Genomic DNA, 16,772 nt, shown 5'->3' with positions numbered 1-16,772 from the left:
GCTCAAACCAGCCCGGTCTTGCTGAACAGCCGCGCAAAATTCGCGGTGGTCTGCGCGCCAAGGGTTTCCAGATCGATGCCGCGCACCTCGGCGAGCTTTTCGGCGGTGTGGCGCACAAAGGCCGGCTCATTGGATTGGCCGCGATGCGGAATGGGCGCGAGATAGGGCGCGTCGGTTTCCACGAGATAACGGTCGGCCGGCACAAAGCTCGCGACTTCCCGGATCTCCTCGGCATTCTTGAAGGTGATGATCCCCGAAAACGAGATATAGCCACCCAGCGCCAAGGCGCGCCGCGCCAGTTCGGGACCCGCCGTGAAGCAGTGCAGAACAAAGGGGAAGGCCCCCTGCCCGGCCTCTTCTTCAAGGATGGCAGCCATGTCCTCGTCCGCTTGGCGGCTGTGGATAACCAGTGGAAGACCGGTGATCCGGGCAGCCACGATGTGGCGGCGCAAGCCTGTGGCCTGCGCATCGCGGGGCGCATTGTCGTAGAAGTAATCCAGTCCCGCCTCACCAATGGCTACGCAGCGCGGATGGGCACTTAGCCGCACGAGTTCATCTGCCGTGATATGCAGTTCCTCATGGGCGTTATGCGGATGGGTACCGACCGAGCACCAGACGTTCTCGTATCGTTCCGCCAGGTCCGTATAGGTCGAAAAGTTTTCCACACGTGTGGAAATCGTCACCATTCCGGCAACCCCGGCGGCCTTGGCCCGGCTCATCACGCCGTCCAGATCGGCGGACAGCGCCTCGAAATCGAGATGGCAGTGGCTATCGATCAGCATCTTACTCTGCCGGCTTGTCCAGACGCGCGAAAACGCCCTGCGGCACGGGCAGTTCCGTGCCAGGAGCGAGGCGGTCTCGCACTAGCGCCAACGGCAGCAGCCGGTCGGTTTCGGGCACCGCCAGCTGGTCGAGCAGCTTGGCGGCCGAGCCCGGCACAAAGGCCAGCATCGGGATGGCCAGGCGCCGCACGGTGTCGGCAGTGCGATACAGCACGGTGCCCATGCGCTCGGGATCGGTTTTCTTGAGGGCCCAAGGCTCCTGGGCCGCGAAGTAATTGTTCGCCGAGCTCAGCGCGGCCATGATCGCCCCGGTGGCTTCGTGCACCAACTGCTCGTCCATCGCCTTCTGCGCGGTTTGGATGGCCTCGCCGACTTCGCGCTCCAGCGCCTCGTCGGCCGCCGTGGCGTGGCCAACAGCGGGCACCTTGCCGTCGCAGTTCTTGTTGATCATCGACAACGAGCGCTGCGCCAGATTGCCCAGATTGTTCGCGAGATCGGCATTGACCCGGTTGACCAGCTTTTCATTGCTGTAGTCGCCGTCATTGCCGAACGAGACTTCGCGCAGGAAGAAATAGCGCAGGGCGTCAGCGCCGAAGGTCTCGACCAGATGGAACGGGTCGATGACATTGCCGAGCGACTTGCTCATCTTCTGCCCGTCGACGGTCAGGAAGCCGTGCGCAAAGACGCGATGCTGCACCGGCAGGCCGGCGCTCATCAGGAAGGCGGGCCAGTACACCGTATGGAAGCGGATGATGTCCTTGCCGATCACATGCAAATCAGCCGGCCAGAACTTCTTGAACAGCTCGTTCTGCTCATCGGGAAAACCGAGGCCCGTGATGTAGTTGGTCAGCGCGTCGACCCAGACATACATCACATGTCCCGGCGCATCGGGGACCGGAATGCCCCAATCGAAGGTCGTGCGCGAGATCGACAGATCCTGCAGCCCGCCTTTGACGAAGGAGATGATTTCATTGCGTCGCTCCTTGGGCGCGATGAAATCGGGATTGGCCTCGTAGAGGTCGAGCAGCTTTTGCTGGTAGGCCGAAAGGCGGAAGAAGTAAGTGGGCTCTTCCACCCAGTTCACCTCGGCGCCCGTGGGCGCAAAGCGCTTGCCGTCCTTTTCGGTGAGTTCGTCCTCATCGAAATAGGCCTCATCGCGCACCGAATACCAGCCCTTATAGGTGGACTGGAAAATGTCGCCATTGCTGCTGTCGGCCATGCGCTTCCAGATGGCCTGGCTCGCTTCATGGTGGCGCGGCTCGGTGGTGCGGATGAAATCGTCGTTGGAAAGCTCGAGCGCTTCGGCCAGCCGCCGGAATTCGCCCGAATTGCGGTCCGCCAGCTCGCGCACCGGGATGCCCTGCGCCTGGGCGGTCTGCACCATCTTGATGCCGTGCTCGTCGGTGCCGGTGAGGAAATATACCTCGCGCCCCTCGAGCCGCTTCCAGCGGGCGATGGCGTCGGTCGCGATCATCTCATAGGCGTGGCCGATATGGGGCGCGCCGTTGGGATAGGAGATGGCGGTGGTGATGTAAAAGCTGTTGCTCATGAGTACTCGGTCGGGGCGGCAGCGGTCCGGTCGAGGTGCCGCCGAATGGCATCGAAGATAACGACCAGGGTCTGCTTGGTATCCAGATTGATGCTCTCGGCTTCCTCGAGCAATGCGTGCGCCTTGTCCCATAGCTCGTTTGCCGAGGCAAGCCGCAAGCGGTTGGATGGCTCAATCGCCGCCCGCCGCGCTTCATCGGCCATCCAGTTGTCGAGCATTTCCTTGGCAAAGGACATCTCCGCCCCGTGCGGGTCGGCGCCCAGTGCATCGGCAAGGGTCAGGTGCACGCTGGCGGGCTGGCGCGTTGGCGCCTGCAGCCAGGCGCTGAGGGCACCAAGCGCCGAGTCTTCCCCGAGCGCCAGGGTTTCAAAGGCCCGGCGTGGCCGCCCGCCGGCAAGCGCTACGGCCCGATCGAGCTCGGCGACGGATAGATCGGGTTTTTCCCCCTCCACCACAGCCCGCAGCTCGGCGTCGGCGAGCGGCCGCAGCCCCAGCACATGGCAGCGCGACTTGATGGTGGGCAACAACCGCCCCGGCCGATGCGAGATCAGCAGGAACGTCGTATCTGGTGGTGGCTCTTCGAGCGTCTTGAGCAAGGCATTGGCGGCGGAAGGGTTGGCATCATCGATCGGGTCGATAATGGCAACGCGATGCCCCGATCGCCCGCGCGTGCGGTGCATGCTGTCGCGCAGGTCACGCACATCTTCGACCCGGATCACGGTGTAAAAGCCCTTGGCGTCCTTGGGGCGCCGCCGCAACACGAAGAGATTGGGATGCGACATGGCCGCAACCTGCTCGGCAACACGATGGGCATCCTCGTCGCCCGTCGCCCCCAGGATGGCACTCGCCAGTTCAAAGGCCAGCGTAGCCTTGCCGATGCCCTGCGGGCCGTGCAGCAGAATGCCACCGGGCAGCCGCCCCGCCGCCAGCCGCTCCAAGATGGTGGCGCGGGCATTATCGTGCCCCCGGGCGCGCTGGCGCCGCTCGGGCGCGGGCAGATCGGCAAGCGCGTCAGGATCGCTCACGCCTGGGTGCCTTCGAGCAGTTCGGGAAAGCGCGCCTGCACCGCGTCCCAGATTTGGGCTTCCAGCGCGTTCTCGTCCTGGTCGGCGGACAGCACGACGCAACGGTCGGGATTGGCCGCGGCAATGGCGAGAAATCCCTCGCGCAGCCGCCGGTGCCAGTCGAGCTCTTCCTTTTCGAACCGATCGCCCGTTTGCGCCAGCCCATCCTCGAGGTCGCGTTGCGCGACGCGCCGAAACGCCAGTTCGGGATCCATGTCGAGCACGATGGTGAGGTCCGGCGTGTGGCCGTCCAGCGCCAGAACTTCGAGCGCCTCGATCAGCTTGTCGTCAACGCCTCCAGTCAGCCCCTGATAAGCGCGAGTGCTGTCATGGAAACGGTCCGAGATCACCCAGGTCCCCTGGCTCAGATTTGGCGCGATCAATTGCGTCACGTGATCGTGGCGGGCCGCCGCAAACAGGATGGCTTCGGCTCCCGGCCCCCAGCTTTCCGAACGTCCCTGCAGGATAAAGGAGCGGATGGCCTCGGCTCGAGGCGTACCACCCGGCTCGCGGGTGCGCACGGCCTGGATTGAGAAATTGTTAAGATTGGCGAGCAGACGCTTGACCTGGGTCGACTTGCCGACCCCCTCGCCCCCTTCGAAGGTCAGGAAGCGGGCGGGGCGAGGAATGGGAGCCTGAAGCATGAGATGGGGCCTATGTTCTGCCTACATCCAGCCGAGGGCGAGCTGCTTCAAAGCATCGGTTGCCTTGCGCACCAAATCGCCTTCTTCCACCGTTTCGGCGGCATAAAGGGGCGCAGCCTGCACCAGCTGGTTGTCACAGAATACGCGCAACTCGGCGATCTGGTCGCCCGCCTGCACCGGCGGCATCAGTGGGCTGGTATAGACAACTTCGCCCTTGAGGCACTTGCGCGAGCCGCGCGGCAGGTAAAGCGAAACCTCGCCGTCGCCCACAAGGCCAACGCTGCCGCTGCTGCCGCCATAAACATTGGCATAGGCGACAACCTTGCCCGCGGGATAAGCGGCAATGCGCTCGAACGCCCGCGTGCCCCAGGTGATGAGCTTGCGCCCCTCTTCGGTGCGCTGCGCCATCGATGTCAATCCATGCACGACCCCGATCAGGCGGCGGCCGCCGTCGTCCGTAGAGATCACCGAGCCATAACCGGACGCTTCCGTGTGGCCCGTCTTGAGGCCGTCCACGCCGATGCCCATTTCCACCAGCGAGTTGCGGTTGGGCTGGCGGATGCCGTTCCACTCCATCTCGGGTTCCGAGAAGTAGTGGTAGTATTCAGGATATTCGCGGATCAAATAGCGGGCCAGATTCGCGAGGTCGCGCGCCGTCACATGCATCTCGGGATCAGGCAGTCCCGTGGAATTGGTGAAGTGCGAACCGCGCAGCCCGATATCCTCGGCCAGCTCGTTCATCATCGCGGCAAAGCTGCCTTCCGAACCGGCAATACCCTCGGCCAGCACAATTGCCGCGTCGTTACCCGACTGGATGATCACCGAGCGGACGAGATCCTCGACCTTGATCTTGCTGTTGAGGTCGGCAAACATCGTCGAGCCACCCGAGGACGCGCCGCCGGTGCGCCAGGCATGCTCGGATACAAAGAACTCGTCGGTAAGGTTGACCCGTCCGGCCCGCACTTCATTGAACACCACGGCGACCGTCATGAGCTTGGCCATGCTGGCCGGCTCCATGGGTACATCGCCATCCTTTTGGAAGATGACGGTTCCCGATTCCTCATCCATCAGGACGGCGAACTTGGCTTTAGTGTCGAAATTGGCTTGCGCAAAGGCAGGAACTGACAGCGCCAGCAGCGCTGCCAGACAGACAAGAAAGCGGTTCACGATCGACAATCCCATGGCTTGAGTCTCCGGAGGGGAGCCGGGCACAAAGTGCCCTTCGCCGATTAATAGAGGACTATGTCGTTGAGGCCAAGTTCTCGCGCAAGTTCGAGTACATCAGTGCGTGATACACCGGGCTTGAGTTTGGTGAGCACCAGCTGGGTTGCCGCGCGGCCATTGACGCTCACCGGCTTCTCGTCCACTGCGCCGAGGACGGCGAAGCGCTGCGCCAGCGCAATGGCATTATCGCTGTCGCTGAACACGCCCAGTGCCAGCTTGATGTCTCGGGCGTCGGCATCCACCGCCTCCACCCAATCCTTGAGCTGGGGCGCGCGGGTTGCCATCGCCGTGGCGGCAGCATGGGCGGTATCGATATTGAGGTCCTGCGCCTCGGGCGTGGTATCGGCATAGGCAAACAGGCCGCCGACCATGTCGAACAAGCTGTTATTGCCACTATCGGCAAAGCGCGTATTGCCGCTGTTGATCGGCGGGCCCGAATAGCTGGCGAGCAGCATGCGGGTATCGTCGCCTTCCAGCGGGGCCGGCGCGACATATTCGACGCTCACCTGCGCATGGCCATTATTCACATAGCCCAGCAGCTCGGCGGCACGATGGGACAGATCCATCACCCGGCCGGGCATATAAGGGCCGCGATCATTGACCCGCACCACAACCGAGCGACCATTGGCCTGGTTGGTCACGCGCACATAGGAGGGCAGCGGCAGGGTTGGATGGGCGCCGGTGATGGCATTGGCTGAAAAGATTTCACCATTGGCGGTGCGGCGGCCGTGGAAGTCAGAACCATACCAGGACGCCTCACCGGCAGCCCGGTAGTTCGGGTCGTGCTGGGGTACGTAGACCTTGCCCCGAACCTTATAGGGCTTGCCAAGCTGATAGCGCCCGCCACCCTTGGGTGGGTTGGGATGATTGGTGACGCGCGGCGAAGCGCTGACGCCGAATTCTTCGGAGGTAAATGCATCGCGCTTGACGGTGGCGCCTAGCCCGCCACCGCCGCATGCGGCGATCACAGGTGCAATGAGGGCCGCGAGGGCAAGGGCGCGAACGGCGGACTGCCTGGAGGTCTTCACTTTATACAAACTCATGTAACCACGCTGCTGAGCACAGACTGAAGCCCGGTGCTGGCCTGCTTGGCGCCTATGGAACGGGAATCTGGTTGAAGTGAAGTTAAGGCGAACGAAATGTGAGCGACAAAGCTCGCCTTTATCCGCAATTAGCGGCAATAGGCGCGACGCAGCCCACCCTTGCGGCGCAGGTCATATAAAGATATCTTTATGTCTCGCGCGATCCGACGAACCGAAGTTTAAGATAGGACGGCTATGACTCAGCCCGTTGCCCAGCCAGATCAGCCCGCCCTGCCCGATTGGACCGAGGTTCGCCAGGCCATCTCTGCGGCAGCGCGCGAGCGCATCCTGATTTTGGATGGTGCCATGGGCACCATGATCCAGCGGCTCAAGCTGTCCGAAGAAAATTTCCGCGGCGAGCGCTTCCGCGATTGGACCTTGCCGCTCCAGGGCAACAACGACCTGCTGGTGCTGACCGAGCCGCAGCAGATCGAGGATATCCACTACGCCTATTTCATGGCCGGGGCCGATATCGCCGAAACCAACACCTTCTCGGCGACCTCCGTGGCGCAGGCCGATTACGGCACGGAGTCTGCCGTCTACGACATCAACTATCAGGGCGTCGTCGTCGCCCGTCGCGCCGCATTGCGCGCCGAGGCCGCTGATGGCCGCCGCCGCTTTGTTGCGGGGGCGCTTGGGCCCACCAACAAGACCTCGTCCATGTCGACGGACGTCAACAGCCCCGGTCACCGTGCCATCACCTTTGATGAGCTGGTGGTCGCCTATGGCGAAGCCATTCGCGGGCTCGTGGATGCGGGCGCGGATCTGCTCCTGTTTGAAACCATCACCGATACGCTCAACACCAAGGCCGGCATCTTTGCCGCGCAGCGCTTGTTCGAAGAACGCGGCATTGATGTGCCGGTCATGATTTCAGGCACCATCACCGATCTCAGCGGCCGCACCCTTTCGGGGCAAACGCCTTCGGCGTTCTGGTACTCGGTGCGCCACGCCAATCCCATCACCATCGGGCTTAACTGCGCTCTGGGCGCCAATGCCATGCGGGCTCATCTGGGCGAATTGAGCGATGTCGCCGATACGCTGATCTGCGCTTATCCCAATGCCGGCCTGCCCAATGCCTTCGGGCAATATGACGAGTCGCCCGAATTCATGGCCGAGCAGATCGCCGGTTTTGCCGAGTCCGGTTATCTCAACATCGTGGGCGGCTGCTGCGGCTCGACGCCTGACCATATCCGCGCCATTGCCGACGCAGTGTCCCGCTTTCAGCCCCGGGCAATCCCGACCCAGGAGCCGCTCCTGCGCCTTGCCGGCCTCGAGCCCTTTACGCTGACGGAGGACATTCCCTTCGTCAATGTCGGCGAGCGCACCAATGTTACGGGCTCGGCGCGCTTCCGCAAGCTCATCACCGCCGGCGACTACACGGCCGCTCTGGAAGTGGCACGCGACCAGGTCGCCAATGGCGCCCAGATCATCGACATCAACATGGATGAGGGCCTGATCGACTCCAAGCGGGTGATGATCGAGTTCCTTAACCTGCTCGCCGCCGAGCCCGATATCGCCAAAGTGCCGCTGATGATCGACTCTTCCAAATGGGAAGTGATCGAGGCGGGCCTCAAATGCGTGCAGGGCAAGGCGCTGGTCAATTCCATCTCGATGAAGGAGGGCGTTGAATCATTCCTGCACCAGGCCCGCCTGGTTCGCGCCTATGGCGCTGCCGTGGTGGTGATGGCCTTTGACGAGCAGGGCCAGGCCGACACCCTCGAGCGCAAGGTCGAGATCTGCACGCGCGCCTACAAGCTCCTCACCGAGGAAGTCGGCTTTCCGCCCGAAGACATCGTCTTTGATCCCAATGTCTTCGCCGTGGCTACCGGCATCGAGGAACACAATGGCTATGGCGTGGCCTTCCTCGAGGCCACCAAACAGATCACCGACACCCTGCCCCATGTCCATATATCGGGCGGCATCTCCAATCTCAGCTTCTCGTTCCGCGGCAATGAGCCGGTGCGGGAGGCCATGCACGCGGTCTTCCTCTACTATGCCATCCAGAACGGCATGGACATGGGCATCGTCAATGCTGGCCAGCTCGCCGTTTACGAGTCCATCGACCCCGAGCTGCGCGATGCCTGCGAGGACGTGATCCTCAACCGCCGCCCGGACGCCACCGACCGCCTGCTGTCCCTCGCCGAGCGCTATCGCGGCACCGCTGGCAAGGAAGCCGCGGCCAAGGACTTGAGCTGGCGCGACAAGCCCGTCGAAGAGCGCATCGCCCATGCGCTGGTCAACGGCATCACCGAATATATCGACGCCGATACGGACGAAGCCCGCCGCAATGCGGAACGCCCCCTCCATGTCATCGAAGGCCCGTTGATGGCTGGTATGAGCATTGTTGGCGACCTGTTCGGCTCGGGCAAGATGTTCCTGCCACAGGTGGTGAAATCGGCTCGGGTGATGAAGCAGGCCGTGGCGCTGCTCCTCCCCTATATGGAGGCCGAAAAGAACGCCGACGGCAACGCCACCGGCCGCAAAAGCGCGGGCAAGGTGTTGATGGCCACCGTCAAAGGCGACGTGCACGACATCGGCAAGAACATCGTCGGGGTCGTGCTCTCCTGCAACAATTACGAGATCATCGATCTGGGCGTCATGGTGCCCACCGCCAAGATCCTGCAGACCGCTCGCGACGAGAAGGTCGATATCATCGGCCTATCCGGCCTCATCACCCCCTCGCTCGACGAGATGGTGCATGTGGCGGCCGAAATGGAGCGCGAGGGCTTTGACATTCCCTTGCTGATCGGGGGCGCCACCACCAGCCGCGTCCACACCGCCGTCAAGATCCACCCGCGCTACGAACGCGGCCAGACCGTCCATGTCAACGACGCCAGCCGCGCCGTCGGCGTCGTCGGCAACCTCTTGTCGCCCGACAACAAGGTGTCGTTCATCGCCGATATCCGCGCCGAATATGCCAAGGCCGCCGCGGCCCATGAGCGCGCAGAATCGGAAAAGCAGCGCTTGTCGCTGGAAAAAGCCCGGGCCAACCGTTTCGCGCCGGATTGGTCGAGCTACACCCCGCCGGTTCCCGCCTTCCTTGGCACCCGCATCTTTGCCGATTGGGACCTGGCCGAGCTCGCCCGCTATATTGATTGGACCCCGTTCTTCCAGACCTGGGAACTCAAGGGCCGCTATCCCGCGATCCTCCAGGATGAGCGCCAAGGGGAAGCGGCGCGCCAGCTTTGGGCTGATGCCCAAAAAATGCTGGCCCAGATCATCGATGAAAAGTGGTTCAAGCCCAAGGCCGTGGTCGGCTTCTGGCCCGCAGCTTCCGTCGGCGACGATATCCGCTTGTGGAGCGACGAGAACCGCAGCGAGGAACTCGCCACGCTTTTCACCCTGCGCCAGCAGCTGACCAAGCGCGACGGCAAGCCCAACATGGCGCTGGCCGATTTCGTGGCGCCGGTCGACAGCGGCAAGCCCGATTACATCGGCGCCTTCGTGGTCACGGCCGGGCTCGAGGAAGTGGCGATCGCCGAGCGCTTCGAGCAGCAAAATGACGATTACTCGGCCATTCTGGTCAAGGCGCTGGCCGACCGCTTCGCCGAAGCCATGGCCGAAGCCATGCATGAACGGGTGCGCAAGGAGTTCTGGGGCTATGGCGCGAACGAAACCTACGCACCCGAAGAGCTGATTGCCGAGCCCTATCGCGGCATCCGCCCGGCGCCCGGCTATCCCGCCCAACCCGACCATACGGAAAAAACTACGCTGTTCCGGCTGCTCGATGCGGAAAACGCCGCCGGCGTCACCCTAACCGAAAGCTATGCCATGTGGCCCGGCTCATCGGTTTCAGGCGTGTATTTCAGCCATCCCGACGCCTACTATTTCGGCGTAGCCAAGGTGGAACGCGACCAGGTGCTCGATTACTCCAGGCGCAAGAATATGAGCGTGGCGGAAGTGGAGCGCTGGCTCGGCCCGATCCTCAACTACATCCCCGGCCCGGCCATCGTGGCCGCCGAGTGATGCTGAACCCGCGTGCCCCAACTGGGGCACGCCTCCTATATTCCGTCCCACCTTCGGCCACCCGGCCGGGGCCAGCGGCGAGGTCAGCGATGCCCCATAACCGCATTCCGGTGACACTGGTGAGCGCCCCTCGTTTTCTTGCGGCCCTGGACCCGGAAACCGCCCTGCTCCGTCTCCCCGCCAATACCGGGCACGGTCACGCTGATGGTGAGCAGTGCCCCGCCTGCGCCGCCCAGCTCGACATTCGTGCCCAGCTCTTCAATTTGCTGGAAGAAGCCCGCCAGGGCCTGCGCGCGCCCTTTTCCAAGGTCGTCGTGGATGCCAGTGCCGTCCAGGACCAGGCCCGGCTAGTGGCCGCGCTCCAGGGCAAGCTCCCGGCCCAGGCCCTGCGCGACCACGCCGTCGCCCGCGCCTTCTACCTCGCCAGCGAGGCCTGACGCAGAGACGACTGAATTCGTCGTCCCTGCACCGCCCCGGCCCACCCCCGATGTCACCCTGGCCTTACCCCGGGCCTCATCCCGAGATTTACCCCCCAAGCGAGATCGCCTCCTAGCGCCCGATATCCCGGCTTAAGCCCGGGAGGGCACATCCATGCTATCGGCAGCCGCAGCGACTTCCGGCAGCCGCAAAAACGCTAAAAGAACCGCATCAGGGGCGTATCGAGTCGCAAATACAGCGGATGCTTGGGCGAGCCATCGGCGTTGACCCCAAAGCACCACAGCTCCACGCCGTCGGCGCGCAGCGCCTCCACCAGTTCCCGCCCGGCCGGTGCCAGCGCCTTGTTGAGCTTGCCGTGGCAAAGCACCACTCGGTCAGCCCCGGCCGCTGCAGCGCGCAGCGAGGGCAAATTGGCCGGCGAGGACACCACAACGCCCGGCACCAGCAGCGCCTTGGGGTCGGTGGCGCGATAATCGCCCACATTGCCCTTGGCCATGGCCGTGTAGCCCTCGCGGCGGGCGAAAGTCCATTCGCGCGCGCAGGTGGGATCGTTGACAGTGGCATCGGCCGTCGAAGGGTTCATGCCGATGAACATGATGTACTGTTCGGGGAAGCTGTCGCCCAGCCAGCGCCGCATCAGTTGGCGATGTTCATGGTCGCTGAACTGCGCATCCCCGCGCACGCCCGGCGGCAAGGCCAGGCGTACCCGACCGCCCGGATCATGGTCGTCTCCAATCATGCGGTCAGATCGCTTGGGGGCACCAGCCCATTGATCAGCGAAGCTGTTGTCACCGTATTGGCCAGCAGGCACGCAATGGTCATTGGCCCGACCCCTCCCGGCACTGGCGTGAGGGCGCCTGCAACCTCCGCTGCCGAAGCGAAGTCCACATCGCCCAGCAGCCGTGATTTGCCGGGGCCGCGCTCGGGTGCATCAACCCGGTTGATACCGACATCGATCACGGTCGCGCCGGGCTTGATCCAATCGCCCTTGATCATCTCGGGACGTCCCACGGCGGCAATCACGATATCGGCTTGGCCAACAACACGCGGCAGGTCGCGGGTGCGCGAATGGGCCATGGTGACCGTGCAGTTTTCCCGCAGCAGCAGTTGCGCCATCGGCTTGCCCACCAGATTGGAGCGGCCAACCACCACGGCATGCAGGCCCGAAAGGTCCCCCAGCGTGTCGCGAAGCAGCATGAGGCAACCCAGCGGCGTGCAGGAAACCGGTCCCGGCAGGCCGATCACGAGCTTGCCGACGCTTTCGGGCGTGAAGCAGTCCACGTCCTTGTCGGGTGAAATGGTTTCGATCACCTTCTTGGAGTCGATCTGGCCAGGCAGTGGCAGTTGCACCAGGATGCCGTGGATGGCCGGATCGGCGTTGAGCCGCTCGACCAGCGCCAGCACCTCGGCTTCATCAGTGGTTTCCGGCAGTTCGTATTTTTCGGAGTGCATGCCCACTTCAACCGTCTGCCGCGCCTTTTGGGCGACATAGACCTGGCTGCCCGGATCACTGCCGACGATGATCACGGCCAATCCGGGCGTGATGCCGTGCTCGGCCTTGAGGCGCGCGACATGAGCGGCAATGCGCCGGCGCAGACCTTCGGCAAAGCCTTTTCCGTCGATTATCCTGGCAGTCATTGGGCACTCTCCTTGACCAAAGCCGATGGGGTTCCCTTAAGCCAAGGATAGCGCCGCCGTCCACTGCGGCACGCCTAAAAAGGCGAGGGCTGCAACAGCGTCAGCCATTGCAGCCCTCGGGGGACCAGCCCCACCGCACTGTTGAGGGCTTGGGGACAAGCAGCGGAACATGGTCCCGATTCACCAGCTGCATGGGTCGCTTGCCTTGCCAGTGAACAGGGACCAAGATGAAGGGCAATTGCGGCGCAAAATCAGCAGCACACGGCGTTGTGAAACCAAGCCGCGTCACCGGTGTTTGGTTGGCGTCGCAAGGCTGCCACGACTTGATGGTAGCTGTTCCTGAGCCCGCTCCCCACCGCGCCGGTCAACGAGAAAAACAATGACGACGATCAGCCCGCCTCACATCGCCACCAGGTCCTTCACCGATCCACAGGAAGCCTGGGAGTTTCTGGCCGAGATCTACCACCGCAACACCAGCTTCATCCGCGAACATCTGGATGGGCTGGCGCATGGGGTGATCCCGGGCGGAAGGGTGCGGGCCTGCTATCCGCAGGTCGAGGTGCGCTCAACCAGCTTCGGGCGCGGGCGCTCCACCCTGCCCTATGGCTATCTGCATACGCCCGGCCTTTACCGCACCACCGTGACCGCGCCGGACCTGTTCCGCACCTATTTCCAGGAACAGTTCTCCGTCATCCTCAACAATCACGGCGGCACGATCGATATCGGGGAATCCGATACCCCGATCCCGCTGCATTTCGCCATGCCGCCCAATTCACGAGTGGATGGTGAAGCGCTCAACGCGCTCGATATTCCGCTACGTGATGTGTTCGATGCGCCCGATCTGGCCAATGCCGATGACGAAATCGCCAATGGCACCTTCATCCCGCCCAAGGGCGGACCCTACCCGCTCGCCGCGTTTACCGCACCCCGGGTGGATTATTCGCTGTTCCGCCTCAGCCACTACACCGGCACCGATGCACAGCATTTCCAGAACTTCGTGATTTTCACCAATTACCAGTTCTACATCGATGAGTTTTGCCGGGTCGCCAAGGAGTATATGTCCTCCGGGCATGCCCAATATGATAGCTTCATCGAGCCGGGCAATTTCATCACCAACAATGTCCGGCTTGGCGGCGAAGTCTCCGGCACCCCCGTCGCTCGCGCCCCGCAGATGCCCGCCTACCATCTGACCACGGGCAGCAGCCGCGGCATCACCATGGTCAATATCGGGGTTGGCCCATCCAACGCCAAAACCATCACCGACCACATCGCCGTCTTGCGCCCCCATGCCTGGATTATGCTCGGCCACTGTGCGGGCCTGCGCAACTCGCAGGAACTTGGCGACTACGTTCTCGCCCATGCCTATGTGCGCGAAGACCATGTGCTCGATGCCGACCTGCCCCTCTCCGTGCCCATTCCGGCCCTTGCCGAAGTGCAGGTCGCCCTGGAACGGGCCGTGGAGGAAATCACCCAGCTCGAGGGGCTCGAAACCAAGCGCATCATGCGCACCGGAACTGTCGCAACCTTTGACAATCGCAACTGGGAGTTGCGCGACCAGGCCGAGATCACCCAGCGCCTCAGCCAGTCCCGCGCTGTCGCCCTCGATATGGAATCGGCCACCATCGCCGCGAACGGCTTCCGCTTCCGCGTTCCTTATGGCACCCTGCTTTGCGTGTCCGACAAGCCACTCCATGGCGAGCTGAAACTGCCTGGCATGGCTTCGGACTTCTACCGCACCCAGGTCAACCGCCACCTGCTGATCGGCCTGCGCGCTATGGAAATCCTGCGCGACCAACCCGCCGAACGCCTCCACTCCCGCAAACTGCGCAGCTTTGTGGAAACGGCGTTTCAGTAGAAGGACTATTGCGCCACACCAGATGCGGCTTGCGCCTCCCTCCCCCTTGAGGGGAGGGACCGAGGGAGGGGGTCCCCGTGGAACCCACCTGCCCCCCCAAAAGCCCGATTGTCACCCCGGCCCTGAGCCGGGGCCCACCTCAGGATGACCCCCGGCTCAACACCGGGGTGACACCTGTGGTAGGACGAGATTCACATTGAACCACCACAACTCGCCCCATCGCCTCCCTCCCCCTTGAGGGGAGGGATCGAGGGTGGGGGTGCAGGCGGTTCCGCAATAGCATAGCGCGGAAGACGCCCGAAACCCTACTGCTTGCCCGTGCCCGGCTCGGCCATCTGCCGGTGCCGTTCAGCCAGCGCACCCTGGGGCAGCACATTGCTCATCAGCGCCTGCATCTTGTTGGCAAAGCCCGACACTTCATGCCCGTCGCCGCGCATCATCGCGTCATAGCCAGCCTTGGCCACCATTGCCGGATCGTCCTTCTTGTCGGTGGCGACCTTGGTGTCCAGCATGTCGGCCACTTCAAAGAAGTTGGTGTCGGTGGGCCCCGGCATCAGGAGGGTGATCGTGACATCGGTGTCCTTGAGCTCGTTGCGCAGCGCATAGGCGAATGAATCCACATAGGCCTTGGTCGCGTTGTACACCGCCTGGAAGCTGCCGGGCAGCAAACCCCCGATCGAGCCGGTGATCAGCACTTTCCCCGCATTGCGGTCGCGCATGTCGCGCACGAACTTGTGCAGCAGATAGGTCGTGCCGATGACATTGACGTCGATCACCTGCTGGATGTCGGCGAAGTCCTGGTCAAGGAATGCCTTGCCGAGCCCCCGGCCGGCATTGGCCATCAGCACATCAACAGGTCGCCCGAGCGCAGCCACAGCGGCATAGAGCTCATCGACGCCTTCATAGGTGGAAAGATCGGCCTGCACCGCCTCGACGCTGCCACCGAACTGGCGCAGCGTTTCGGCGGCGTCGTCGATGTCGGATCCGTCGGCGGCGATCACGAGATTATAGCCCTGCTCGGCGCAGTGCTTGGCCAGTTCAAAACCGATGCCTGAAGAGGCACCGGTCACAACGGCGAGTTTGTCGAATTCGGCCATGTCAAACTCCGGACTTTTTGCATCCAGATCAACGATGGCCGAACTCGGCTGTTCCGCATTCTTAACGTTGCGTCAGGACCCGTTCAGGATCCGTTCATCATTGTGGCGATCAGCGGCCCTTGACCACCGAGAAGCCGGCATATTTGGCCGAAGTGCCCAGCTGCTCCTCGATGCGGATCAGCTGGTTGTACTTGGCCAAACGGTCCGAGCGCGACAGCGAACCCGTCTTGATCTGCCCGCAATTGAGCGCCACGGCAAGATCGGCAATGGTCGAATCCTCGGTCTCGCCGGAGCGGTGCGACATAACCGAAGTGTAACCTGCACGATGGGCAGTATCGACGGCGTTGAGAGTCTCGGAGAGCGAGCCGATCTGGTTGACCTTGACCAGGATGGAATTGGCGACACCCATCTTGATGCCTGATACCAGGCGCTCAGTATTGGTGACGAACAGATCATCGCCCACCAGCTGTACCTTCTTGCCAATGGCTTCAGTCAACGCCTTCCAGCCATCCCAGTCATCCTCGGCCATGCCGTCTTCGATGGAAATGATCGGATAGCGATTGGCCAGATCTTCCAGGAACCGCACATTCTCCTCCGAAGACAAAGTGCGACCTTCGCCTTCCATCGCATATTGACCGTTCTTGAAATACTCGGTCGCGGCGCAATCCAGGCCAAGGAATACATCCTCACCCGGCTTGTAACCCGCCTTTTCGATGGACTTCATAATAAAGCCCAGCGCCTCATCTGCCGATTTCAGGTTCGGCGCGAACCCGCCCTCGTCACCCACCGCGGTGTTATGACCCTCGGCCGAAAGACCTTTCTTGAGGGTATGGAAGATCTCCGCCCCGATCCGCACGGCGTCAGACAGGCTCTCCGCACCCACCGGCAGGATCATGAACTCCTGCATATCGATAGGATTATCAGCATGTTGGCCGCCATTGATGATGTTCATCATCGGCACGGGCAGCACATGGGCATTGGGCCCACCAATATAGCGATAGAACGGCAGCTCGCTCGATTCCGCCGCCGCCTTGGCAACCGCCAGCGACACGCCGAGAATGGCGTTCGCGCCCAGGCGACCCTTGTTGTGGGTACCGTCAAGCTCGATCATCGCCTGGTCGACCGCGATCTGGTCGAGCGCATCCATGCCCTGGATCTCGTCAAAGATCGCCGTGTTGACGTTCTCGACCGCCTGCGTCACGCCCTTGCCCAAGTAGAGCTGCCCGCCGTCGCGCAGCTCCACTGCCTCATGAGCGCCCGTCGAGGCGCCCGAGGGTACCGCTGCACGGCCAAAGGAGCCGTCATCGAGCACCACATCGACCTCGACCGTGGGGTTGCCACGGCTGTCATAGATCTGGCGGCCGGTTACGTGGATGATCGAAGACATGGAAAGCCCTTCCCTCGGCGGTTTTACTTGCTGGCCCTGTTCCTAG

The 16,772-nt window shown here is 62.9% G+C and carries 13 protein-coding genes; 3 read left to right on the top strand and 10 right to left on the bottom strand.

Features of this window, described 5'->3' with window-relative positions; all coding sequences use genetic code 11:
• Positions 1–2: 2 nt before the first annotated feature.
• From ELX51_RS08465 to ELX51_RS08440, 6 genes are read right to left on the bottom strand one after another with little or no spacing between them, the layout of a single operon-like run.
• Positions 3–782 (bottom strand): TatD family hydrolase, encoded by a 780-nt coding sequence (locus ELX51_RS08465; RefSeq protein WP_127753105.1) that lies wholly within the window; start codon positions 780–782, stop codon positions 3–5.
• A gap of 1 nt (position 783) precedes the next feature.
• Complete coding sequence (metG, locus tag ELX51_RS08460; RefSeq protein ID WP_127753104.1) at positions 784–2,331, bottom strand: methionine--tRNA ligase; 1,548 nt, start codon at positions 2,329–2,331, stop codon at positions 784–786.
• Positions 2,328–3,356 (bottom strand): AAA family ATPase, encoded by a 1,029-nt coding sequence (locus tag ELX51_RS08455; protein ID WP_164854807.1) that lies wholly within the window; start codon positions 3,354–3,356, stop codon positions 2,328–2,330. The genes metG and ELX51_RS08455 overlap by 4 nt, the downstream gene beginning before the upstream one ends.
• Entirely contained in the window at positions 3,353–4,039 is a 687-nt protein-coding gene (tmk, locus tag ELX51_RS08450) for a dTMP kinase (protein ID WP_127753102.1), read from the bottom strand. The genes ELX51_RS08455 and tmk overlap by 4 nt, the downstream gene beginning before the upstream one ends.
• A gap of 21 nt (positions 4,040–4,060) precedes the next feature.
• Positions 4,061–5,221 (bottom strand): D-alanyl-D-alanine carboxypeptidase family protein, encoded by a 1,161-nt coding sequence (locus ELX51_RS08445; RefSeq protein WP_127753101.1) that lies wholly within the window; start codon positions 5,219–5,221, stop codon positions 4,061–4,063.
• Between the two features lie 47 nt (positions 5,222–5,268).
• Entirely contained in the window at positions 5,269–6,306 is a 1,038-nt protein-coding gene (locus ELX51_RS08440; protein WP_127753100.1) for a septal ring lytic transglycosylase RlpA family protein, read from the bottom strand.
• Positions 6,307–6,540: 234 nt separating this feature from the next.
• Between ELX51_RS08440 and metH the strand changes: the two genes are divergently transcribed.
• Both metH and ELX51_RS08430 read left to right on the top strand, forming a co-directional pair.
• Positions 6,541–10,311, top strand: coding sequence for a methionine synthase (gene metH, locus ELX51_RS08435; protein WP_127753099.1), 3,771 nt, complete (start codon positions 6,541–6,543; stop codon positions 10,309–10,311).
• A gap of 89 nt (positions 10,312–10,400) precedes the next feature.
• Complete coding sequence (locus tag ELX51_RS08430; RefSeq protein WP_127753098.1) at positions 10,401–10,748, top strand: hypothetical protein; 348 nt, start codon at positions 10,401–10,403, stop codon at positions 10,746–10,748.
• Positions 10,749–10,945: 197 nt separating this feature from the next.
• On the opposite strand, the gene ELX51_RS08425 is transcribed toward ELX51_RS08430, so the two are convergent.
• Positions 10,946–11,488, bottom strand: a complete 543-nt coding sequence (locus ELX51_RS08425; protein WP_127753097.1) for a DUF1643 domain-containing protein — start codon at positions 11,486–11,488, stop codon at positions 10,946–10,948.
• A complete protein-coding gene (folD, locus tag ELX51_RS08420; protein WP_127753096.1) occupies positions 11,485–12,387 on the bottom strand; it encodes a bifunctional methylenetetrahydrofolate dehydrogenase/methenyltetrahydrofolate cyclohydrolase FolD in 903 nt (300 codons plus the stop codon). The genes ELX51_RS08425 and folD overlap by 4 nt, the downstream gene beginning before the upstream one ends.
• A gap of 379 nt (positions 12,388–12,766) precedes the next feature.
• Between folD and ELX51_RS08415 the strand changes: the two genes are divergently transcribed.
• Complete coding sequence (locus tag ELX51_RS08415) at positions 12,767–14,242, top strand: AMP nucleosidase (protein WP_127753095.1); 1,476 nt, start codon at positions 12,767–12,769, stop codon at positions 14,240–14,242.
• A 305-nt stretch (positions 14,243–14,547) separates the two neighbouring features.
• Here ELX51_RS08415 and ELX51_RS08410 read toward each other — a convergent pair whose 3' ends face one another.
• Positions 14,548–15,339: an SDR family NAD(P)-dependent oxidoreductase gene (locus ELX51_RS08410; protein WP_127753094.1), complete on the bottom strand. Its 792-nt coding sequence runs from the start codon at positions 15,337–15,339 to the stop codon at positions 14,548–14,550.
• Between the two features lie 109 nt (positions 15,340–15,448).
• Positions 15,449–16,726, bottom strand: coding sequence for a phosphopyruvate hydratase (gene eno, locus ELX51_RS08405; protein ID WP_127753093.1), 1,278 nt, complete (start codon positions 16,724–16,726; stop codon positions 15,449–15,451).
• Positions 16,727–16,772: the final 46 nt, after the last annotated feature.

The sequence above is a fragment of the Devosia sp. 1566 genome, from assembly GCF_004005995.1.
GTDB lineage: Bacteria > Pseudomonadota > Alphaproteobacteria > Rhizobiales > Devosiaceae > Devosia.
The sequence above is the reverse complement of the archived record's forward strand: the minus strand, read 5'-3'. Positions and strand labels throughout refer to the sequence as shown.